The 21,669-nt window shown below is 72.0% G+C and carries 19 protein-coding genes; 1 reads left to right on the forward strand and 18 read right to left on the reverse strand.

What is annotated here, in order from left to right:
* Window positions 1–137: 137 nt before the first annotated feature.
* The 14 genes from ACIPRD_RS24710 to pyrR form a co-directional block, all read right to left on the reverse strand.
* Window positions 138–2,285 (reverse strand): primosomal protein N', encoded by a 2,148-nt coding sequence (locus tag ACIPRD_RS24710; RefSeq protein ID WP_401566019.1) that lies wholly within the window; start codon window positions 2,283–2,285, stop codon window positions 138–140.
* A 214-nt stretch (window positions 2,286–2,499) separates the two neighbouring features.
* Window positions 2,500–3,708: a methionine adenosyltransferase gene (gene metK / locus ACIPRD_RS24715; protein ID WP_356400437.1), complete on the reverse strand. Its 1,209-nt coding sequence runs from the start codon at window positions 3,706–3,708 to the stop codon at window positions 2,500–2,502.
* A 262-nt stretch (window positions 3,709–3,970) separates the two neighbouring features.
* Window positions 3,971–5,188 (reverse strand): bifunctional phosphopantothenoylcysteine decarboxylase/phosphopantothenate--cysteine ligase CoaBC, encoded by a 1,218-nt coding sequence (gene coaBC / locus ACIPRD_RS24720; RefSeq protein WP_356400436.1) that lies wholly within the window; start codon window positions 5,186–5,188, stop codon window positions 3,971–3,973.
* Window positions 5,189–5,292: 104 nt separating this feature from the next.
* Window positions 5,293–5,562, reverse strand: coding sequence for a DNA-directed RNA polymerase subunit omega (gene rpoZ, locus ACIPRD_RS24725; protein WP_028803682.1), 270 nt, complete (start codon window positions 5,560–5,562; stop codon window positions 5,293–5,295).
* A gap of 75 nt (window positions 5,563–5,637) precedes the next feature.
* Window positions 5,638–6,231, reverse strand: a complete 594-nt coding sequence (gene gmk / locus ACIPRD_RS24730) for a guanylate kinase (protein WP_356400434.1) — start codon at window positions 6,229–6,231, stop codon at window positions 5,638–5,640.
* Window positions 6,232–6,291: 60 nt separating this feature from the next.
* Complete coding sequence (locus tag ACIPRD_RS24735; protein ID WP_330456687.1) at window positions 6,292–6,615, reverse strand: integration host factor; 324 nt, start codon at window positions 6,613–6,615, stop codon at window positions 6,292–6,294.
* Between the two features lie 299 nt (window positions 6,616–6,914).
* Window positions 6,915–7,760 (reverse strand): orotidine-5'-phosphate decarboxylase, encoded by an 846-nt coding sequence (pyrF, locus tag ACIPRD_RS24740; RefSeq protein ID WP_356400431.1) that lies wholly within the window; start codon window positions 7,758–7,760, stop codon window positions 6,915–6,917.
* Entirely contained in the window at window positions 7,757–8,863 is a 1,107-nt protein-coding gene (locus ACIPRD_RS24745) for a quinone-dependent dihydroorotate dehydrogenase (protein ID WP_401566023.1), read from the reverse strand. Before ACIPRD_RS24745 ends, pyrF begins: the two co-directional genes overlap by 4 nt.
* Before the next feature lie 156 nt (window positions 8,864–9,019).
* Complete coding sequence (gene carB, locus ACIPRD_RS24750) at window positions 9,020–12,328, reverse strand: carbamoyl-phosphate synthase large subunit (RefSeq protein WP_401566025.1); 3,309 nt, start codon at window positions 12,326–12,328, stop codon at window positions 9,020–9,022.
* Window positions 12,321–13,463 carry a glutamine-hydrolyzing carbamoyl-phosphate synthase small subunit gene (gene carA / locus ACIPRD_RS24755; RefSeq protein ID WP_401566027.1) on the reverse strand — a complete coding sequence of 381 codons (1,143 nt, stop codon included), beginning with the start codon at window positions 13,461–13,463 and terminating at the stop codon, window positions 12,321–12,323. Before carA ends, carB begins: the two co-directional genes overlap by 8 nt.
* Window positions 13,460–14,044, reverse strand: a complete 585-nt coding sequence (locus ACIPRD_RS24760) for a hypothetical protein (RefSeq protein ID WP_356400422.1) — start codon at window positions 14,042–14,044, stop codon at window positions 13,460–13,462. The genes carA and ACIPRD_RS24760 overlap by 4 nt, the downstream gene beginning before the upstream one ends.
* Entirely contained in the window at window positions 14,041–15,327 is a 1,287-nt protein-coding gene (locus ACIPRD_RS24765; RefSeq protein WP_356400420.1) for a dihydroorotase, read from the reverse strand. Before ACIPRD_RS24765 ends, ACIPRD_RS24760 begins: the two co-directional genes overlap by 4 nt.
* A gap of 5 nt (window positions 15,328–15,332) precedes the next feature.
* Window positions 15,333–16,313: an aspartate carbamoyltransferase catalytic subunit gene (locus ACIPRD_RS24770; protein WP_356400418.1), complete on the reverse strand. Its 981-nt coding sequence runs from the start codon at window positions 16,311–16,313 to the stop codon at window positions 15,333–15,335.
* Window positions 16,314–16,405: 92 nt separating this feature from the next.
* Entirely contained in the window at window positions 16,406–16,978 is a 573-nt protein-coding gene (gene pyrR / locus ACIPRD_RS24775; protein ID WP_401566032.1) for a bifunctional pyr operon transcriptional regulator/uracil phosphoribosyltransferase PyrR, read from the reverse strand.
* A 285-nt stretch (window positions 16,979–17,263) separates the two neighbouring features.
* Here pyrR and bldD point away from each other — a divergent pair, with 285 nt between their 5' ends.
* Window positions 17,264–17,767: a transcriptional regulator BldD gene (gene bldD, locus ACIPRD_RS24780; protein ID WP_356400414.1), complete on the forward strand. Its 504-nt coding sequence runs from the start codon at window positions 17,264–17,266 to the stop codon at window positions 17,765–17,767.
* Window positions 17,768–18,036: 269 nt separating this feature from the next.
* On the opposite strand, the gene nusB is transcribed toward bldD, so the two are convergent.
* The 4 genes from nusB to ACIPRD_RS24800 form a co-directional block, all read right to left on the reverse strand.
* Window positions 18,037–18,471: a transcription antitermination factor NusB gene (nusB, locus tag ACIPRD_RS24785; protein WP_356400413.1), complete on the reverse strand. Its 435-nt coding sequence runs from the start codon at window positions 18,469–18,471 to the stop codon at window positions 18,037–18,039.
* A 2-nt stretch (window positions 18,472–18,473) separates the two neighbouring features.
* Window positions 18,474–19,040, reverse strand: a complete 567-nt coding sequence (gene efp / locus ACIPRD_RS24790) for an elongation factor P (RefSeq protein ID WP_356400411.1) — start codon at window positions 19,038–19,040, stop codon at window positions 18,474–18,476.
* 49 nt (window positions 19,041–19,089) lie between these two features.
* Window positions 19,090–20,199, reverse strand: a complete 1,110-nt coding sequence (locus ACIPRD_RS24795) for an aminopeptidase P family protein (RefSeq protein WP_356400408.1) — start codon at window positions 20,197–20,199, stop codon at window positions 19,090–19,092.
* 382 nt (window positions 20,200–20,581) lie between these two features.
* A complete protein-coding gene (locus tag ACIPRD_RS24800; RefSeq protein ID WP_401566459.1) occupies window positions 20,582–21,562 on the reverse strand; it encodes an AAA family ATPase in 981 nt (326 codons plus the stop codon).
* Window positions 21,563–21,669 lie beyond the last annotated feature (107 nt).

Here is a 21,669-nt window from a genome sequence, read left to right on the forward strand (position 1 = left end):
GCCCGCGCCGGTGCCGCCGCCGGACGGGCGTCAGCCGGACGCCGGGCAGACGGGCTTCCGGGACGGACGGGCCGCCGCGCGGACCCCGGCCGGACGCCGGGCTGTCCGACAGCCGCCGGGAGCCGGACGGCCGTCCGTCATCCGATGTCCGGTGGATCGATCCGCACCCGCACCGGTTCTCCGCTCCCCCGGGCCATCCGCGCGGCCTGTGCCGTCTTCAGCGTGCGGGCCAGCGTGGCACCGCTGCCCGGCGGGACCCGCACCAGCGCCCGTTCCCACTGCTCCCCCGGCGGGGGCGCCCCGGGCCTGCGCGGCCGTCCGGGCAGAGTGGGCGGCAGCGGCACCGGCCCCAGCACCTCGGCGTCCGGCGGCAGTTCGACCGCCGCCAGGAACTCCGCGACGGCCCCGGGCGTCCCCGACACCGCCGCCATCCGCGACACGGGCGGGAACCCCAGCTCGGCGCGCTCGGCCAGTTCCCGCACGGCGAACCCGACGGGGTCCCAGCGCACGAGTGCCTGCACGGGCCGCAGCGTCGGCTCGGCGACGACGGCCACCGTCCCGCCCTCCCCCTGCGGCCGCACCAGCGCGGCAGCGGCGATCCACCGGCGCAGCGCGTCCTCCCCGGCCCGCAGATCCGGGCGCCCGAGCATGGCCCAGCCGTCCAGCAGCAGCGCCGCCGCGTAGCCGCCCTCGGCGACCGGCTCGGCGCCCGGTGTGCTCACGATCAGCGCGGGCGCGCCCGGCACGGTGTCCAGCACATGCTCGCGCCCGGAGGTGCGCACGGGGACCGCGGGAAAGGCCCGGCCCAGTTCCTCCGCGGTCCGGCGTGCCCCCACGACCTGGGCGCGGAGCCGGAAGCCGCCGCAGTCCGGGCAGTGCCAGGAATGCTCCTCGACCCCGCACCACTCGCACCGCAGCAGTCCGGCGTCCTGCGCGAGCAGCGGGCCCGCGCAGTGCCGGCACCGGGCGGGCGCCCGGCACTGGGCGCACGCCAGACGCGGCACGTACCCACGCCGGGGCACCTGCACCAGCACCGGCCCGTTCCTCAGCCCCTCCCGGACCACCTGCCAGGCGAGGGTGGGCAGCCGGGCGGCACGGGCGGCCTCGTCGCGCGCGAGATCCTGGTCGCCCACGGTCCGCACCAGGGGCGCGGCACGCCGCACCTGCTCCCGCGGGGCGGGCAGCGGCCTGGCCCAGCCGCTCTCCACGAGCTGTGCGGCCTCCACCGTGCAGCTCCAGCCGCCGACCAGGAAGGCGCACTTGTCCAGCGCCGCGCGCAGCAGCAGCACATCGCGGGCGTGCGGCTGGGGGGCGTGCGGTTCGCTGTGGCTGTCGTCGCCGTCGTCCCAGATGGCCACGAGGCCGAGGTCGCGCACGGGCGCGAACATGGCGGCCCGCGTCCCCACGACGGCCCGGACGGAGCCCCGGCTCACCGCGAGCCACTGCGCGTAACGCTTCTCGGGCCCCGCGTCGGCCGTGAGCAGCGCGTGCCGCCCCTCGCCCAGCAGGGCGGTCAGCGCGGCGTCCACCCGCGCGGCGGTCCGGCCGTCCGGTACGACGACGAGGGCGCCGCGGCCCGAGGCGAGCGTGGCGGCGACGGCACGGGCCAGTTCCTCGCTCCACAGCGGCCCGGGCAGCGCGTTCCACGCGGCTCTCGGCGTGCCTCCGGAGGCCAGTGACTCCAGGAAGGCGGGGCCGTGCTCGTACCGCGACCAGGAGCCGGCGTCCGGCGCCGGGGGCGGGGGCAGGGGCGGAGGCGAGGGGCGCTTCTCGGCGCGTGCGCTGCGCGGCGGGACGGCCAGCTGGAGCACATCGGCGAGGCTGCCCGCGTACCGGTCGGCGACGGCCCGTGCGAGCCCGAGAAGCTCCTCGCCGAGGACCGGCTCGGGGGACACGACCTGCGCGAGCGCGGCCAGCGGCCCGGTGTAGTCGGACTCGGCCCGGCGCTCGACGAGAAACCCGTCGATCAGCCCGCCGCCCTCACGGCGGCCGTCCCGCACCCGGTGCCGCCCGGCCCCGAAGCGGACCCGTACCCGCACCCCCGGCTGCGCCTCGGCGTCCATCTCCTCGGGCACGGCGTAGTCGAAGTAGCGGTCGAGATGCAGCACGCCCTTGTCGACGAGCACGCGGGCCACGGGCAGTTCCTTGGCGAGCGCCGACCCGCGCCACGTCCGGGGTTTGGCGCGCGGCACGTCGGCCGCCCGCACGGTCTCCCGGATGAAGGCGAGCTGCTCCGGTGGCGCTCCCTCGGCGCCGCCGCCCCCCGACACGTTCTCGCTGCTCACGCTTGCATTCTTACCAAACGCCACTGACATACGGCCTGTCGCCCGACGCCGTCCCCCGGTCCGCCCCGGCCGCGCGGTGCCCGGACGAGGCCGGGAAGGGGCGGGAAGGGAGCAGTCGGGGCCGGAAGGGAACCTTGTCCGTGTCCGGGGAAACGCGCCGGGGCCCGGCCTCCGGAAAGGAAGCCGGGCCCCGGTGTGCGGAACCGTGCGGGACCTACAGGCCCGCGGCCTTGCGCAGGGCGTCCACGCGGTCGGTGCGCTCCCAGGTGAAGTCGGGGAGCTCGCGGCCGAAGTGGCCGTAGGCGGCCGTCTGGGCGTAGATCGGGCGGAGCAGGTCGAGGTCGCGGATGATCGCGGCCGGACGGAGGTCGAAGACCTCGTCGATGGCCTTCTCGATCTTCTCGGTCTCGACCTTGTTGGTGCCGAAGGTCTCGACGAACAGACCGACCGGCTCGGCCTTGCCGATGGCGTAGGCGACCTGGACCTCGCAGCGGGAGGCCAGGCCCGCCGCCACGACGTTCTTGGCGACCCAGCGCATGGCGTAGGCGGCCGAGCGGTCGACCTTGGACGGGTCCTTGCCGGAGAAGGCGCCGCCGCCGTGGCGAGCCATGCCGCCGTAGGTGTCGATGATGATCTTGCGGCCGGTGAGGCCGGCGTCGCCCATCGGGCCGCCGATCTCGAAGCGGCCGGTCGGGTTGACCAGCAGGCGGTAGCCCTCGGTGTCCAGCTTGATGCCGTCCTCGAGGAGCGCCTTCAGCTCGGGCTCGACGACGAACTCGCGGATGTCGGGAGCCAGCAGGGACTCCAGGTCGATGTCCGAGGCGTGCTGCGAGGAGACGACGACCGTGTCGAGGCGGACGGCCTTGTCGCCGTCGTACTCGATGGTGACCTGGGTCTTGCCGTCGGGGCGCAGGTAGGGGATGGTGCCGTTCTTGCGGACCTCGGAGAGGCGCTTGGCCAGGCGGTGCGCCAGGAAGACCGGGAGCGGCATCAGCGTCGGCGTCTCGTCGGACGCGTAGCCGAACATCAGGCCCTGGTCGCCGGCACCCTGCTTGTCCAGCTCGTCCTCGTCACCCTCGACACGGGACTCGTAGGCCGTGTCGACGCCCTGCGCGATGTCCGGGGACTGCGCGCCGATGGACACCGACACGCCGCAGGAGGCGCCGTCGAAGCCCTTCTTCGAGGAGTCGTAACCGATCTCGAGGATCTTCTCGCGCACGAGCTGCGCGATAGGCGCGTAGGCCTTGGTGGTGACCTCGCCGGCCACGTGGACCAGGCCGGTGGTGATCAGCGTCTCCACGGCGACCCGGGACGTCGGGTCCTCGCGCAGGAGCGCGTCGAGAATGGTGTCGCTGATCTGGTCAGCGATCTTGTCGGGGTGACCCTCGGTCACGGACTCCGAGGTGAACAGGCGACGGGACACAACGCTCCCTGGGTTTGCAGCGGCTGCTGGCTGATCATTTGGCGGACGTCGCGGGAGCTGCGCCCGACGGCGTCCGGGAACAGTTTATCGGTCGCACGTGCCGTTCGACCCCCATGTCTCACCTATCGGGGGTGCTGTGACCTGCGGCACGGCCCCCGCAATCAAGGCGCGGGGGCCCCGCCGGGACCTTCCGGGGCTCCTCATGAGCCGTGAAAAACCGTCGAATGGCGGCAGAAATCACAGCACGGACGGCCGAATCAGGTCATCCCAGACGTGCGACCACGAGGTCCCAGACCGTCTCGGCGAGGGCCTCCTTCGGCCCATGCGGCACAGGGGTCTCACTGCCATCGGCTCCCAGGACGAGAGCCTCGTTCTCCTCCGAACCGAAGGTCTTGCGCTCTCCGACCTCGTTGACCACGAGCAGGTCGCACCTCTTGCGGGCGAGCTTGGCGCGGCCGTTGGCCAGCACGTCGTCGGTCTCGGCGGCGAAGCCCACGACGACCTGCCCGGGGCGGGCGCGGTCGGCGGAGAGCTCCGCGAGGACGTCGGGGTTGCGGACCAGGACGATCGGCTCGGGGTCCTGGCCGTCCTGCTTCTTGATCTTCCCGGCGGCGTACGCGGCGGGGCGGAAGTCGGCGACGGCGGCGGCCATGACCACGGCGTCGGCGTCGGCCGCGGCCTTGAGGACCGCCTCGCGCAGCTGGAGGGCGGTGCCGACGGGGACGACGTCGACGCCGGCCGGGTCGGGCAGGCTCGCGTTGGCGGCGATCAGGGTGACCCGGGCTCCGCGTGCCGCCGCCGTGCGCGCGAGGGCGTAGCCCTGCTTGCCGGAGGAGCGGTTGCCGAGGAAGCGCACCGGGTCGAGCGGTTCACGGGTGCCGCCGGCCGAGACGACGACATGGCGCCCCCTGAGGTCGGGCTCGGTGACACCGCGGGCCAGCACACGGCGGCAGACCTCGAAGATCTCGCCGGGGTCGGGCAGCCGCCCCTTGCCCGTGTCGACGCCGGTGAGACGGCCGACCGCGGGTTCGACCACGACGGCACCGCGCCGGCGCAGGGTGGCCACGTTCTCCTGGGTGGCGGGGTGCTCCCACATCTCGGTGTGCATCGCGGGGGCGAACACGACCGGGCAGCGGGCCGTCAGGAGCGTGTTGGTCAGCAGGTCGTCGGCGAGGCCGTGGGCGGCCTTGGCCAGCATGTCGGCGGTGGCGGGAGCCACGACGACGAGGTCGGCGTGCTGCCCGATCCGGACGTGCGGGACCTCGTGGACGGCGTCCCACACCTCGGTGGAGACCGGGTTGCCGGACAGGGCGGACCAGGTGGCGGCGCCGACGAAGTGCAGCGCGGAGGCGGTCGGCACCACGCGCACGTCATGGCCCGACTCCGTGAACCGTCTCAGCAGCTCACAGGCCTTGTAGGCGGCGATCCCGCCGCTGACCCCCAGAACGACCCTCGGCTTCTCCGCCGTCTCTTTGTCCACCGTCTCTCCCCGGCTCGGCAACGTACGGGACCATCACACACCACAGGCCCGGCAGGATGACTGCCGGGCCTGTGGATAAGTCAATCGCGATCTGACCGTACTACTTACGCGGGGCCCTCGATGGCCTCGGACGTGAGCAGACCCGCGTTGATCTCACGCAGGGAGATCGAGAGCGGCTTCTCGTGGACGTGGGTGTCGACGAGCGGACCGACGTACTCGAGGAGACCCTCACCGAGCTGCGAGTAGTACGCGTTGATCTGGCGGGCACGCTTGGCCGCGTAGATCACGAGGCTGTACTTCGAGTCGGTGGCCTCGAGGAGCTCGTCGATCGGAGGGTTGATGATGCCCTCGGGCGCGGTGATGGAAGAGGACACGCTCTGCCTTCCGATGGGTGGGAAAGATTCAGTCGATGTGACCGGTCGGCACCGTTTGGTGGACGGCGGTCACGATCACACAACGTCCATCAAGGCTAGCAGCTCACGGGCCACGTCCTCGACGGAGGTGTTGACCAGGGTCACGTCGAACTCCGGCTCGGCCGCCAGTTCGGTCCTGGCCGCTTCCAGCCGGCGCTCGATGACCTCGGGCGACTCGGTCCCGCGGCCGGTCAGCCTGCGCACCAGCTCCTCCCAGGAGGGAGGGGCCAGGAACACGAGCCGGGCCTCGGACATGGACGAGCGGACCTGGCGGGCGCCCTGGAGGTCGATCTCCAGCAGGACGGGCTCGCCGTTGTCCAGCCGCTCCATGACGGCGGCGCGGGGCGTGCCGTAACGGTTGCCGGCGAACTCGGCCCACTCCAGCAGCTCGCCGTTGGCGATCAGCTTGTCCATCTCCTCGTCGGTGACGAAGAAGTAGTGGACACCGTGCTGCTCACCGGGGCGCGGCTTGCGGGTGGTAGCCGAAACCGAGAGCCAGTGGTCGGGGTGTTCCTTGCGCATATGAGCGACGACCGTGCTCTTGCCGACCCCGGAGGGGCCGGAGAGCACGGTCAGCCGCGGACGTACGTCCGGGGGTACGGGGGTCGTCCCCCGGGGTGTTGCAGCCATGCAGCGATTATTCCAGCAATCCCGGTATGCCCGGGACTCCTGGCCCGGAGAGACCCGGACTCAGGAGCCGGTGCTGCCGAACTCACGCTCCAGGGAAGCGATCTGGTTGGTGCCGAGACCACGCACACGGCGGCTCTCGGAGATGCCGAGCCGCTCCATGATCTGCTTGGCGCGGACCTTGCCCACGCCCGGCAGGGACTCGAGCAGTGCGGAGACCTTCATCTTGCCGATGACGTCGTTCTCCTGGCCCTGCTTGATGACCTCGTGCAGGGAGGCGCCGGAGTGCTTGAGTCGATTCTTGACCTCGGCCCGCTCCCGGCGAGCCGCGGCGGCCTTTTCGAGCGCGGCTGCGCGCTGTTCAGGGGTAAGGGGCGGAAGAGCCACGCCTACGTCACCTCGGATGTCGAACTGTCGGATACGGACCGGTGAGGAACCTAGTCGCCCCACACCTGGGGAGCTGCGAACAACACGGTTGCCCGCTCTCCCCCACAGCCTGGAAGGCGTGGGAGGGAGCCCCACTGCTCGGAGACTAGCGGCCAAGTCCGCCGGAGTCAGCGAGAACAGCGGAAAAGTCCTGGTCAGCCTCAGCCAGGCGGTACATTTCTCGCATACTGCCCTGGAATTGAGGTGGTATTCACACTCGGGCCGCCCCGACGGGGGTGTCCGATCCCGCCCCGGCGGGGTCAGACAGCCGCGAGAACGGTCCTGATCTCCTCCGCGAAGCGCTCCGTGGCGGTGCGCAGCGCGCCGGTGTCCGGACCGTGGCGCAGCACACCACGGCTGACGTTCGGGACCACGTTGCGCACCGCCGGCCCGAAGACCTCGGGCAGGTCGGCCGGGGTCGCCCCCTGCGCGCCGACGCCGGGCGCGAGGAGCGGGCCGTTGATGGCGAGGTCGTACGACGAGAGGTCGCCGACCGTGGCGCCGACGACCGCGCCGAAGGAGCCGAGCGGCTCCTCGCCGGCGTTCTCGGCGGCCAGGTGGGCCAGCATGGTCGCACCCACGGTGCGGCCGTCGGCCCGCACCGCGTGCTGGACCTCCGGACCCTCCGGGTTCGAGGTCAGGGCCAGCACGAACAGTCCGGCGCCGCTCTCCCGGGCCAGCGCCACGGCGGGGCTCAGCGAGCCGTAGCCGAGGTAGGGCGAGACGGTGAGGGCGTCGGAGAACAGCGGGGCGTCCTTGTGCAGGAAGGCCTCGGCGTAGCCGGCCATGGTCGAGCCGATGTCGCCGCGCTTGGCGTCCATCACGACGAGGGTGCCGGCCGCGCGCGCCTCCTGGACCACCCGCTCCAGGACGGCGACGCCGCGCGAGCCGAACCGCTCGAAGAAGGCGCTCTGCGGCTTCATCACGGCGACCCGGTCGGCCACCGCCTCGACCACGGTGCGGCTGAAGCGCTCCAGGCCGGCCACGTCGTCGTTCAGGCCCCACTCGGTGAGCAGGGAGGCGTGCGGGTCGATGCCGACACAGAGCGGGCCGCGCTCGTCCATGGCGCGGCGCAGCCGGGCGCCGAAGGGGTCGAGAACAGTCATGCGGTCTTCCTCACATCGGCGCCGACCGCGTCGGCGAGGGTGGCGTACGGGCTGGTGCGCAGCCGCGCGGCGAGGCCCTTGTGGATCGCGCGGGACCAGAAGGGGCCCTCGTAGACGAACGCGCTGTACCCCTGTACCAGCGTGGCACCGGCCAGGATGCGCTGCCAGGCGTCCTCGGCGGTCTCGATGCCGCCGACGCCCACCAGGGTGATGCGGTCGCCCACGCGCGCGTAGAGGCGGCGCAGCACCTCCAGGGAGCGCGCCTTGAGGGGGGCGCCGGACAGTCCGCCGGTCTCCTTCACCAGGGCGGCGTCGGAGCGCAGGCCGAGGCCCTCGCGGGCGATGGTGGTGTTCGTGGCGATGATGCCGTCCAGGCCCAGTTCCACGGCCAGGTCGGCGACGGCGTCGACGTCCTCGTCGGCGAGGTCGGGCGCGATCTTCACCAGGAGGGGCACGTGCCGGTTCGCGACCGTGCGGTCGGCGGCCTCGCGCACGGCGGTCAGCAGCGGGCGCAGCGCCTCGGTGGCCTGGAGGCTGCGCAGACCGGGCGTGTTGGGCGAGGAGACGTTGACGACCAGGTAGTCGGCGTACGCCGCCAGGCGCTCGGCGGACTTCACGTAGTCGCCGACCGCATCGGCCTCGGGTACGGCCTTGGTCTTGCCGATGTTGACGCCCACGACGGTCCTGAAGACGGGCTCGCGGGTGGCGAGGCGGGCCGCGACGGCGAGGGAGCCCTCGTTGTTGAAGCCCATGCGGTTGATCAGCGCCCGGTCGGCGACGAGCCGGAACAGCCGCTTCTTCGGGTTGCCGGGCTGGGCCTCGCCGGTGACCGTGCCGATCTCCACGTGGTCGAAGCCGAGCATCGCCATGCCGTCGATCGCGACGGCGTTCTTGTCGAAGCCGGCGGCGAGGCCGAACGGTCCGTGCATGCGCAGTCCAAGGGCCTCGGTGCGCAGTTCCTTGTGGCGGGGGGCGAGCACGGCCGCGGCGAAGGTGCGCAGGACGGGGACGCGGGCGGCGAGGCGGATCCAGCGGAAGGCCAGGTGGTGTGCCTGCTCGGGGTCCATCCGCCGGAAGACCAGGCGGAAGAAATACTTGTACATCTCGGAAGTCCTCAGTCGCTCATGGAGGCGGGGCTCATGAAGAGGGGCTGATGAAGGCGGTGCTCATGGCCCCGGGGGCTCATGAAGAGGGGGCTCATGAAGAGGGGGCTCATGAAGAGGGGGACACCGTTTCCGGTGTCCCCCTGTTCAGGGCCGCTAGTCGCGCGATGCCGTCAGGTGTTCGGCGTGCTCCTGGAGCGACCGGACGCCCACGTCACCGTGGCCGAGGGCCTCGATGCCCTGCACGGCCGCGGCGAGCGCCTGGACGGTCGTGAGGCAGGGGACCGAGCGGGCCACGGCCGCCGTACGGATGTCGTAGCCGTCGAGGCGGCCGCCGGTGCCGTACGGGGTGTTGACGATGAGGTCGACCTCGCCGTCGTGGATGAGCTGGACGATGGTCCGCTCGCCGTCGGGGCCCGGGCCCTCGGACTGCTTGCGGACGACCGTGGCGTTGATGCCGTTGCGCTTGAGGACCTCGGCGGTGCCGGAGGTGGCCATCAGCTCGAAGCCGTGGGCGACCAGCTCGCGCGCCGGGAAGATCATCGAGCGCTTGTCGCGGTTGGCGACCGAGATGAACGCGCGGCCCTTGGTGGGCAGCGGGCCGTAGGCGCCCGCCTGCGACTTGGCGTAGGCGGTGCCGAAGACGGAGTCGATGCCCATGACCTCGCCGGTGGAGCGCATCTCCGGGCCGAGGACCGTGTCCACGCCGCGGCCCTGGATGTCGCGGAAGCGCGACCAGGGCATGACGGCCTCCTTGACCGAGATCGGCGCGTCGAGCGGCATCTCGCCGCCGTCGCCGTTCCTCGGCAGCAGGCCCTCCTCGCGCAGCTCGGCGATGGTCGCGCCGAGCGAGATGCGGGCGGCGGCCTTGGCGAGCGGGACGGCGGTCGCCTTGGAGGTGAAGGGGACCGTGCGGGAGGCGCGCGGGTTGGCCTCCAGGACGTAGAGGATGTCGCCGGCCATCGCGAACTGGATGTTGATCAGTCCGCGCACGCCGACGCCCTTGGCGATGGCCTCGGTGGAGGCGCGCAGGCGCTTGATGTCGTGGCCGCCGAGGGTGATCGGGGGCAGGGCGCACGCCGAGTCGCCGGAGTGGATGCCGGCCTCCTCGATGTGCTCCATGACGCCGCCGAGGTAGAGCTCCTCGCCGTCGTAGAGGGCGTCGACGTCGATCTCGATGGCGTCGTCCAGGAAGCGGTCGACGAGGACCGGCCGGGAGGGGCTGATCTCGGTCGACTCGGCGATGTAGGAGGCGAGGCGGGTCTCGTCGTAGACGATCTCCATGCCGCGGCCGCCGAGGACGTAGGACGGGCGGACGAGGACCGGGTAGCCGATCTCGTCGGCGATGGCCTTGGCCTCCGCGAAGGTCGTGGCCGTGCCGTGCTTGGGGGCCGGCAGCCCCGCCTCGGCGAGGACGCGGCCGAAGGCGCCGCGGTCCTCGGCGGCGTGGATGGCCTCGGGCGAGGTGCCGACGACCGGCACGCCGTTGTCCTTGAGGGCCTGCGCGAGGCCGAGCGGGGTCTGGCCGCCCAGCTGCACGATGACGCCCGCGATCGGACCGGCCTGCGACTCCGCGTGGACGATCTCCAGCACGTCCTCCAGCGTGAGCGGCTCGAAGTAGAGCCGGTCGGAGGTGTCGTAGTCGGTGGAGACGGTCTCGGGGTTGCAGTTGACCATCACGGTCTCGTACCCGGCGTCGGACAGCGCGAAGGAGGCGTGGACGCAGGAGTAGTCGAACTCGATGCCCTGGCCGATGCGGTTCGGGCCGGAGCCCAGGATGATCACCGCGGGCTTCTCGCGCGGCGCGACCTCGGTCTCCTCGTCGTAGGAGGAGTAGAAGTACGGCGTCTTCGCGGCGAACTCGGCGGCGCAGGTGTCGACCGTCTTGTAGACCGGGCGGATGCCGAGCGCGTGCCGGACCTCGCGGACGACGTCCTCGCGCAGGCCCCGGATCTCACCGATCTGGACGTCGGAGAAGCCGTGCCGCTTGGCCTCGGCGATCAGCTCGGCGGTGAGCTCGGGGGCCTCGGCCAGTTCGTCCGCGACCTCCTTGATCAGGAAGAGCTGGTCGACGAACCACGGGTCGATCTTCGTGTACGCGAAGATCTCCTCGGGCGTGGCGCCCGCGCGGATGGCCCGCATGACGGTGTTGATGCGGCCGTCGGTGGGGCGTACGGCCTCTTCGAGGAGGGCGGTCTTGTCGCCGGGGTCGCCGACGAAGGTGAACTGGCTGCCCTTCTTCTCCAGCGAGCGCAGCGCCTTCTGGAAGGCCTCGGTGAAGTTGCGGCCGATGGCCATGGCCTCGCCGACCGACTTCATGGTGGTGGTCAGCGTGGAGTCGGCCTGCGGGAACTTCTCGAAGGCGAAGCGCGGGGCCTTGACGACCACGTAGTCGAGCGTGGGCTCGAAGGAGGCCGGGGTCTCCCGCGTGATGTCGTTCGGGATCTCGTCGAGGGTGTAGCCGACGGCGAGCTTCGCGGCGATCTTGGCGATGGGGAAGCCGGTCGCCTTGGAGGCCAGGGCGGAGGAGCGGGAGACGCGCGGGTTCATCTCGATGACGATGACCCGGCCGTCCTCGGGGTTGACGGCGAACTGGATGTTGCAGCCGCCGGTGTCGACGCCGACCTCGCGGATGATCGCGATGCCGATGTCGCGCAGGAGCTGGTACTCGCGGTCGGTCAGGGTCATCGAGGGGGCGACGGTGATGGAGTCGCCGGTGTGGACGCCCATCGGGTCGAAGTTCTCGATGGAGCAGACGACCACGACGTTGTCGTTCCTGTCGCGCATCAGCTCCAGCTCGTACTCCTTCCAGCCGAGGATGGACTCCTCCAGGAGCACCTCGGTGGTCGGGGAGAGCGTGAGGCCCTGTCCGGCGATGCGGCGCAGCTCGTCCTCGTCGTGGGCGAAGCCGGAGCCGGCGCCGCCCATGGTGAAGGACGGGCGGACGACGACCGGGTAGCCGCCGAGCGTCTCGACGCCCGCGATGACGTCGTCCATGGTGTGGCAGATGACCGAGCGGGCGGACTCGCCGTGGCCGGTCTTGGCGTTCACGGCCTCCACGACGCCCTTGAACAGGTCGCGGTCCTCGCCCTTGTGGATCGCCTCGGGCTTGGCGCCGATCAGCTCGACGCCGTACTTCTCCAGCACGCCGTTGTCGTGCAGCGCGATGGCGGTGTTCAGGGCGGTCTGGCCGCCCAGGGTGGGCAGGAGGGCGTCGGGGCGCTCCTTGGCGATGATCTTCTCGACGAACTCGGGAGTGATCGGCTCGACGTAGGTGGCGTCGGCGATCTCCGGGTCGGTCATGATCGTCGCCGGGTTGGAGTTCACCAGGACGACGCGCAGGCCCTCGGCCTTGAGGACGCGGCACGCCTGGGTACCGGAGTAGTCGAACTCGGCGGCCTGGCCGATGACGATCGGGCCGGAGCCGATGACCAGGACGGACTGGATATCGGTGCGCTTAGGCACGCTGGCCCTCCATCAGGGATGCGAAGCGGTCGAACAGGTAGGCGGCGTCGTGCGGGCCGGCTGCCGCTTCGGGGTGGTACTGGACGGAGAAGGCCGGCTGGTCGAGCAGCTGCAGCCCCTCCACGACGTCGTCGTTGAGGCAGACGTGGGAGACCTCGGCGCGGCCGAACCTCGTGTCGCTGACCTTGTCGAGCGGCGCGTCGACGGCGAAGCCGTGGTTGTGCGCGGTGACCTCGACCTTGCCGGTGGTGCGGTCCTGGACCGGCTGGTTGATGCCGCGGTGGCCGTACTTCAGCTTGTAGGTGCCGAAGCCGAGTGCGCGGCCGAGGATCTGGTTGCCGAAGCAGATGCCGAACAGCGGGGTCTTCCGCTCCAGGACCGCGGTCATCAGCGCGACCGGGCCGTCGGCCGTGGCGGGGTCGCCGGGGCCGTTGGAGAAGAACACGCCGTCGGGGTCCACGGCGTAGACGTCCTCGGCCGTGGCGGTGGCCGGGAGCACGTGGACCTCCATGCCGCGCTCGGCCATGCGGTGCGGGGTCATGCCCTTGATGCCGAGGTCGATCGCGGCGACGGTGAACTTCCTCTCACCGATCGCGGGGACGACGTAGGCCTCCTTGGTGGCGACCTCCTCGTAGAGGCTCGCGCCCTTCATCTGCGGCTGGGCCTGCACGCGCTCCAGCAGCTCCGGCTCGGGGGCGATGCCCTCGCCGGAGAAGATGCCGGCGCGCATGGAGCCGCGCTCGCGCAGGTGGCGGGTGAGGGCGCGGGTGTCGATCCCGCTGATGCCGACCACGTTCTGGGCGGTGAGCTCGTCGTCCAGGGAGCGCCTGGAGCGCCAGTTGGACGGCACGCGCGCGGGGTCGCGCACGACGTAGCCGGAGACCCAGATGCGGCTCGACTCGTCGTCCTCGTCGTTCCAGCCGGTGTTGCCGATCTGCGGGGCGGTCGCGACGACGATCTGCCGGTCGTACGACGGGTCGGTGAGGGTCTCCTGGTAGCCGGTCATGCCGGTGGAGAACACGGCCTCGCCGAAGGTCTCCCCCACGGCCCCGTAGGCGCGGCCACGGAAGATGCGGCCGTCCTCCAGGACGAGTACGGCGGGAGTCCTGGCGGCTCCCCTGGTGGAGGTCGTCATCGTGCGCCTTCCGTGTCGTTGATCATGTGGTTCAGGGTGTCGACCCACTCGGCGTGCTCGGCCGCGTGGTCGGAGCGGAATCCGGAGTCGAGCTCCTTGCCGCCGTGCGCCCAGGTCACCACCAGCAGTCCGCCCTCGGTGAGGACCTTGCCGGCGATGCCCTTGTCCAGCCGGGCGCCGCGCAGCGCCGCGGCGGGGACGAAGAAGTCGGCCGCTCCGGGGCGTACGACCTCCAGGCCCGCGTCCGTCAGGGTGAGCTCGGCCCGGCTGCGGGTGCCGAGGCCGTGGGCCACGACGCGGTCCAGCCACTGCCCGGCGGTGGTGGAGCCGTGGTAGCGGCCGCTCAGCCTCAGTTTCGCCGGGCCGGTCTCCTCCGGCGCGCTGGGCAGCTCGGGCAGGTCGCCCTGGAGGGTGCCCCGCCACTTCCAGCCCTCGCGCATCAGCCAGTAGACGAGGGCGACGAAGAGGACGAGGCCGACGAGCCAGCCGACGCGGGCGCCCCAGTCGGTCACCGCGGCGGACTTCTTCTCGTCCGCCAGGGTGGCGGTGAGAGCGGTGGCCAGCAGAGTTGCAGATGTCACGTGAGCTTCCCGTCGATGAGCGTCGCCTTGCCCCGCAGCCAGGTGTGGGTGACACGGCCCGGCAGCGCGCGTCCCTCGTAGGGGGTGTTGCGGCTGCGCGAGGCGAAGCCGGCGGGGTCCACCTGACCACGGTATGCGGTGTCGACGAGGGTGAGGTTGGCGGGCTCACCCGGCGAGACGGGCCGTCCCTGGCCGGTGGCCCGGCCGATCCGTGCGGGCGCGAAGGACATGCGGTCGGCGACGCCGGCCCAGTCCAGCAGGCCGGTCTCGACCATGGTCTCCTGGACGACCGACAGGGCGGTCTCCAGGCCGACCATGCCCATGGCGGCCGCGGCCCACTCGCAGTCCTTGTCCTCGTGGGGATGCGGGGCGTGGTCGGTGGCGACGATGTCGATCGTGCCGTCGGCGAGGCCCTGGCGCAGCGCCGCCACGTCGCGCTCGGTGCGCAGCGGCGGGTTGACCTTGTAGGCCGGGTTGTAGGTGCGCACCATCTCCTCGGTGAGGAGCAGGTGGTGCGGGCACACCTCGGCGGTGACCTGGATGCCGCGGGACTTGGCCCAGCGGATGATCTCGACCGAGCCGGCCGTGGAGACGTGGCAGATGTGCAGGCGGGAGCCGACGTGCTCGGCGAGCAGCACGTCCCGCGCGATGACCGACTCCTCGGCGACGGCGGGCCAGCCGCCGAGACCGAGCTCGGCGGAGACGACGCCCTCGTTCATCTGGGCGCCCTCGGTGAGCCGGGGCTCCTGGGCGTGCTGGGCGACGACGCCGTCGAAGGCCTTCACGTACTCCAGGGCGCGGCGCATGATCACGGCGTCGTCGACGCACTTGCCGTCGTCGGAGAAGACGGTGACACCGGCGGCCGAGTCGTGCATGGCGCCGAGCTCGGCGAGGTTCTTGCCCTGGAGGCCGACGGTGACGGCGCCGATGGGCTGCACGTCGCAGTAGCCGTACTCGCGGCCGAGCCGCCAGACCTGCTCGACCACGCCCGCGGTGTCCGCGACCGGGAAGGTGTTGGCCATGGCGAACACGGTGGTGAAGCCGCCGGAGGCGGCCGCGCGGGTGCCGGTGAGGACGGTCTCGGAGTCCTCGCGGCCGGGCTCGCGCAGGTGGGTGTGCAGGTCGACCAGGCCGGGCAGCAGCACCTTGCCGTCGGCCTCGACGATCTCCGCGCCCTCGGCGGACAGGCCGGTGCCGACCGCTTCGACGGTCTCGCCGTCGATCAGGACGTCCTGGGGCTCGCCGCCGAGGATCTTCGCACCGCGGATCAGGATCTTGCTCATGGGGGTTACTTCTCCTCGTCGGTGCGGGCGTGGGTGAGGGCGGGCTCGTTGCCGCCCAGCAGCAGGTACAGGACGGCCATCCGGATGGAGACGCCGTTGGCGACCTGCTCGACGACCGTGCAGCGGTCGGAGTCGGCGACCTCGGCGGTGATCTCCATGCCGCGGACCATCGGGCCGGGGTGCATGACGATCGCGTGCTCCGGCATCTTCGCCATGCGGTCGCCGTCGAGGCCGTAGCGCCGCGAGTACTCGCGCTCGGTCGGGAAGAACGCGGCGTTCATGCGCTCGCGCTGGACGCGGAGCATCATCACCGCGTCGGACTTCGGCAGGGTGCTGTCGAGGTCGTAGGAGATCTGGCACGGCCAGTTCTCCACGCCGACCGGCACCAGGGTGGGCGGGGCGACGAGGGTGACCTCGGCGCCGAGGGTGTGCAGCAGGTCGACGTTCGAGCGGGCCACCCGGCTGTGCAGGACGTCGCCGACGATCGTGATGCGCCTGCCGTCGAGGTCCCGGCCGAGCCCGGCGTCCCGGCCGAGCAGCCGGCGGCGCATGGTGAAGGCGTCCAGCAGGGCCTGGGTGGGGTGCTGGTGGGTGCCGTCGCCGGCGTTGATGACGGGGGCGTCGATCCAGCCGGAGTTGGCGAGCCGGTAGGGGGCGCCGGAGGCGCCGTGCCGGATGACGACGGCGTCCACGCCCATCGCCTCCAGGGTCTGGGCGGTGTCCTTGAGGGACTCGCCCTTGGAGACGCTCGACCCCTTGGCCGCGAAGTTGATCACGTCGGCGGAGAGGCGCTTCTCGGCGGCCTCGAAGGAGATCCGGGTGCGGGTCGAGTCCTCGAAGAAGAGGTTGCAGATCGTGCGGCCGCGCAGGGTCGGCAGTTTCTTGATCGGCCGGTCGGCGACCCGGGCCATCTCCTCGGCGGTGTCGAGGATCAGGACGGCGTCGTCGCGGGTGAGGTCGGCGGCCGAGATGAGATGACGCTGCATCTGTCAGGCTCCGTAAGGCGGTTTAGAGAGGGAGAATCCGGGCGAATCCGGGCGCGTGCGGGCACGCCGAAGCGGCCGTGCGCCTGGATCTGCTACTGGCCGGCCTGCGCCACACCGAGCAGCACGGTGTCGCGACCGTCCTCCTCGGAGAGCTGGACCTTGACCGTCTCCCGCAACGACGTGGGGAGGTTCTTGCCGACGTAGTCGGCGCGGATGGGCAGTTCGCGGTGGCCGCGGTCGACGAGGACCGCGAGCTGGACCGCGCGGGGGCGCCCGATGTCGTTCAGGGCGTCGAGGGCCGCACGGATGGTGCGGCCGGAGAAGAGCACGTCGTCGACGAGGACGACCAGGCGGCCGTCGATGCCGTCACCGGGGATATCGGTGCGGGCCAGCGCACGCGGCGGGTGCATGCGCAGGTCGTCGCGGTACATGGTGATGTCGAGCGAGCCGACGGGGACCTTGCGGTCGGTGATCTGCTCCAGCTTGGCCGCGAGCCGCTGGGCGAGGAAGACGCCGCGGGTCGGAATGCCGAGGAGCACCACGTCGTCGGCGCCCTTGGCGCGTTCGACGATCTCGTGGGCGATGCGGGTGATGACGCGTGCGATGTCGGGACCCTCGAGTACGGGCCGGGCATCGGACGCGGACGGGTCAGCGTGCGTGTCCATACGAAACGGACCTCCTTCTCCGCCTCACGGGACGGACTTTAAAGGACGTCGGATTTGCGCCATACACGTTACCAGGTCCGCGGAGGCCTTCTGTCCACCCCCTTGCACCCCTCTGCCACTCCCGTATCACCCGATCGGAGCAACGGCTCGCCGCTACCACGGAAGAGTCGGTGTGGACCATTCGGCTTGACGCATGAGAGTCACGCTGCGTAACCTCACAGTGAGTTACCAGCCGCGCGGCGGGAAACAAAGCCGGCCGCGTCGACACAGTGTCCGGGGAGCTATATGTCCAGCGAATACGCCAAACAGCTCGGGGCCAAGCTCCGGGCCATCCGCACCCAGCAGGGCCTTTCCCTCCACGGTGTCGAGGAGAAGTCCCAGGGGCGCTGGAAGGCCGTGGTGGTCGGTTCGTACGAGCGCGGCGACCGCGCCGTGACCGTGCAGCGCCTTGCCGAGCTGGCCGATTTCTATGGCGTCCCCGTGCAGGAGCTGCTGCCGGGCACCACGCCGGGCGGGGCCGCCGAGCCGCCGCCGAAGCTCGTCCTCGACCTGGAGCGGCTCGCCACCGTGCCGGCCGAGAAGGCGGGCCCGCTGCAGCGCTACGCGGCGACGATCCAGTCCCAGCGCGGCGACTACAACGGCAAGGTGCTCTCGATCCGCCAGGACGACCTGCGCACCCTCGCCGTCATCTACGACCAGTCCCCCTCGGTCCTCACCGAGCAGCTGATCGGCTGGGGCGTCCTGGACGCGGACGCGCGTCGCGCGGTCGCCACCCACGAGGAGAGCTGAGCGCTCCTCCGCTTCAGCAGAAACGTGCCGTCGGGGTGGCCGGAACTTTGCGGTTCCGGCCACCCCGACGGCCTTTTCGTGCCCGTACGCGCCCGCTGGACGGCCTCACGCCGCCCGGGCGTACCGAAGGGGCCCCCACGGGCGGCCGGGTCCCACCAGAGGCTCTCGCGGGCCGGCAGGGGCCGGAGCGGCGGCCATCGCCGCACACCGATGCGCCGGAGGGCCCACAGCGTGCTCGCTGTGGGCCCTCCGGCGTACCTCTCGTGCCTTTACGCCTGGTCGCGGCGCAGAGACGGCTTCAGTTCCTTCAGACGGCCCAGGAGGCCGTTGACGAAGGCCGGCGAGTCGTCCGTGGAGAACTCCTTCGCCAGCTGCACCATCTCGTCCAGCACGACGGCGTCCGGGGTCTCGTCGACCCAGATCAGCTCGTACGCGCCGAGGCGCAGGATGTTGCGGTCGACGACCGGCATCCGGTCGAGGGTCCAGCCGACCGCGTACTGCGAGATCAGGTCGTCGATCCGGGCAGCCTTCTCGGCGTAGCCCTCGACCAGCTGCATCGTGTACTCGCTCACCGGCGGCTGCCGGGTGTCGCTGCGGGACAGCCGTACCCAGTCCGCGAGGACCGTCAGGACGTCGGCACCACGCTGGTCGCCCTCGAAGAGGATCTGGAAGGCGCGCTTGCGGGCCGTGTTGCGGGCGGCCACGGTTAGCTGTTCACCCGGCCGAGGTAGTCGCTCGTGCGGGTGTCGACCTTGATCTTCTCACCGGTGGTGATGAAGAGCGGGACCTGGATCTGGTGGCCGGTCTCCAGGGTGGCGGGCTTGGTGCCACCGGTGGAGCGGTCGCCCTGGACACCCGGCTCGGTCTCGGCGATGACCAGCTCGACGGCGGCCGGCAGCTCGACGAAGAGCACCTCGCCCTCGTGCTGGGCGACGACGGCCGTGAAGCCCTCGATCAGGAAGTTCGCGGCGTCGCCGACGGTCTTCCGGTCGATGTGCAGCTGGTCGTAGGTGTCCATGTCCATGAACACGAAGTACTCGCCGTCCATGTACGAGAACTGCATGTCGCGCTTGTCGACAGTGGCCGTCTCGACCTTGACGCCGGCGTTGAAGGTCTTGTCGACGACCTTGCCGGACAGCACGTTCTTCAGCTTGGTGCGCACGAAGGCAGGGCCCTTGCCGGGCTTGACGTGCTGGAACTCGACGACGGACCACAGCTGGCCGCCATCGAGCTTGAGCACCATGCCGTTCTTGAGGTCGTTCGTGGAAGCCACGGTTGCGGAATCTCCTGGACTGACGTACGACCCCGGAGCGCGCACCTCGCTAGAGGGCGAGCAGCTCCTTGGTCGTGATGGTGAGTAGCTCGGGTCCGCCGTCCGCCTCGGGGCGCACGACGAGCGTGTCATCGATCCTGACACCGCCCCGTCCCGGGAGGTGAACCCCCGGTTCGACGGTGACCGGCACGCAAGCGTCCAGTTTACCCATGGCCGAGGGGGCGAGCTGCGGGTCCTCGTCGATTTCGAGTCCGACACCGTGTCCGGTGAGCGGCGAGAGGGCTTCGGCGTAGCCCGCGGAGTCCAGCACATGCCGGGCCGCGTGGTCCACGTCGCGGTAGGCGGCGCCGGGCACCAGGGCCTCGCGCCCGGCGCGTTGGGCGGCGAAGACGAGGTCGTACAGCTCGATCTGCCACTCGGCCGGAGAGGTGCCGATGACGAAGGTACGGCCGATCTCGCAGCGGTAGCCGCGGTAGGTGGCGCCCAGGCAGACGCTGAGGAAGTCGCCCTCCTCCACCCGCCGGTCGGTGGGGCGGTGGCCGTGCCGGCCGGAGTTCGGCCCGGTGGCGACCGAGGTCGGGAAGGCGGGGCCGTCGGCGCCGTGGTCGACCAGGCGACGCTCCAGCTCCAGCGCGAGATGGCGTTCGGTGCGGCCGACCAGGATGGACTCCAGCAGCTCGCCGAGCGCCTGGTCGGCGATCTCGGCGCCGATGCGCAGGGCGGAGATCTCCTCCTCGTCCTTCACCACCCGGAGCTGCTCGACGCCGCCCGCGAGGTCGGCGAGGCGGAGGGTGGGGGCCGCCGCGGCGGCGGCCCGGTGGCGGGCGACCGTGAGGTGGTGTTCCTCCACCGCGAGCGAGTCGGCGCCCTGTCCCGCGGCGAGGCCGGCCGCGGCGACCGCGGCGTCGGCGCCCGGCGAGGGCAGCACATGGAGCCTCAGCGCTTCGTCGGGGCGGCCCTCGGTGGCGGGCCGGTCGTCCAGCGGGCCTGGGCACACCAGCAGGTCCTCGCTCCCGCCGAGCAGCAGTACGGCCCCCTGCGGGGCCGCCGCCGCGAGATAGCGCACGTTGGCGGGACGGGAGATCAGCGCTGCCGCGGTTCCGGCCGCGTTGCAGCGTTCCCTGAGCTGGGCTCGGCGGATCGCGTACACCTCTGACATGAGATGAGCGTAGGAGTTTTGCCCGAGTTGTGCTTTTTGGGTAGGGCCGAGTGGGGTGGCGGCGGTGAGCCGACGGCCGCTCCCGGGACTCGCGGCTCTCGTCCGGCCGAGCGGCTCGGTGGGCTCGGTGCCGTCCACGCGAAGGGCGACCGGCAGGCTCGGTGCCGTCCGCGCGAGGAGCGACCGGTGGGCTCGGTGCCGTCCGCGCGAGGAGCGACCGGTGGGGCGGGACGGCCGGTGGGGCGGGATGGCCGGTGGGGCAGGGCGCCACGGCAGTGCGGGCCTCCGCCCTGCCCCAGCGCCCTGCCCCAGCACGTGGCGCCGGGGCCCCTCGCAGGGTCCGGGTCCCCTGGACACCCCTAGGGGCGCCCAGGGGGTCCGTTCACCAGCTCGGGGGGCTCGCTATCGCTCGGGCCAGGACCTCGTCCAGGACTCGGGCCGTGCCGGGCACGTCCAGCTGGGAGTTGTCGATGATCGGGAGGCCGGAGCCGTACCAGCCGGCCATGCGGCCGTGGATGCGGGCGACCTCCTCGTCGGTGAGGCGGCGGTTGCCGCTGCGCTCGGCGTTGCGCTCCAAGACGACGTCCAGGCCCGGCAGGAGCACCACCGGGAGCAGGCCGGGGCCCACATGCCGCTTCCAGCCGCCGAGCCCGACGACCGGGCGGTCCGGGAAGACGGCGTCGTCGAGGATGCACGAGATGCCGTTGGCCAGGAAGTTCCGGGCGGCGAAGCCGCAGGTGCGGCGGGCCAGGCGGTACTGGGCCTCGGAGTGGTCGTTCCAGCCGGACTGGGGGTCGGCGAAGCCCGCGCGGACCCACTCGCGCACGTCGTCCAGGCTGATGTGCGCGGTGGGCACCCGGCGATGGTCGGCCCAGTACTTGGCCACGCTGGTCTTGCCCGCGCCCGCCGGGCCGATCAGGAGCACCGCGAGGGTGGTGGCCGCCGGATCCGGCGCGGAGGACGCGGCCGGGTGCACGGCGGGCATGCCGACGGGCCCTCCCGGGGGCAGCGGCACATGGCCGGTGACGTCCTGCGCGGTCTGGCCGGCCGCGGCGGTGTGCGGGTGCGGGGCCTGCGGGTGCTGGTGCCGCGCGGGCGGGGCGGCAGGGTGCGGCGCCTGCTGTTGCGCGGGAGGGGCCGCAGGGTGCTGCGGAGCCGGCTGTTGCGCGGGCGGCGCCGCGGGATGCTGCGGAGCGGCGGGCCGCTGCGCTGATGGCGCCGCGGGATGCTGCGGAGCGGCGGGGTGCCGCGCGGGCGGGGCGGCGGGGTGCTGTTGCGGGGCCGGATGCTGCGCGGGCGGCGACGCGGGGTGGACCGGAGGCGCGCCGTGCTGCCGGGGCGGAGCGGCGGGGGGCTGGGGCATCGCGGGCGGGGCACCGGGATGCCGGGGTGCCGTGGAAGCCGCGGGGGGCACAGGGGCGGCCGGTGTGCCGGGACCCGTCACCGGTCCGGGGAAGCCCGGTGCCGGAG

The sequence above is a fragment of the Streptomyces sp. NPDC090108 genome (assembly GCF_044747185.1).
GTDB lineage: Bacteria > Actinomycetota > Actinomycetes > Streptomycetales > Streptomycetaceae > Streptomyces.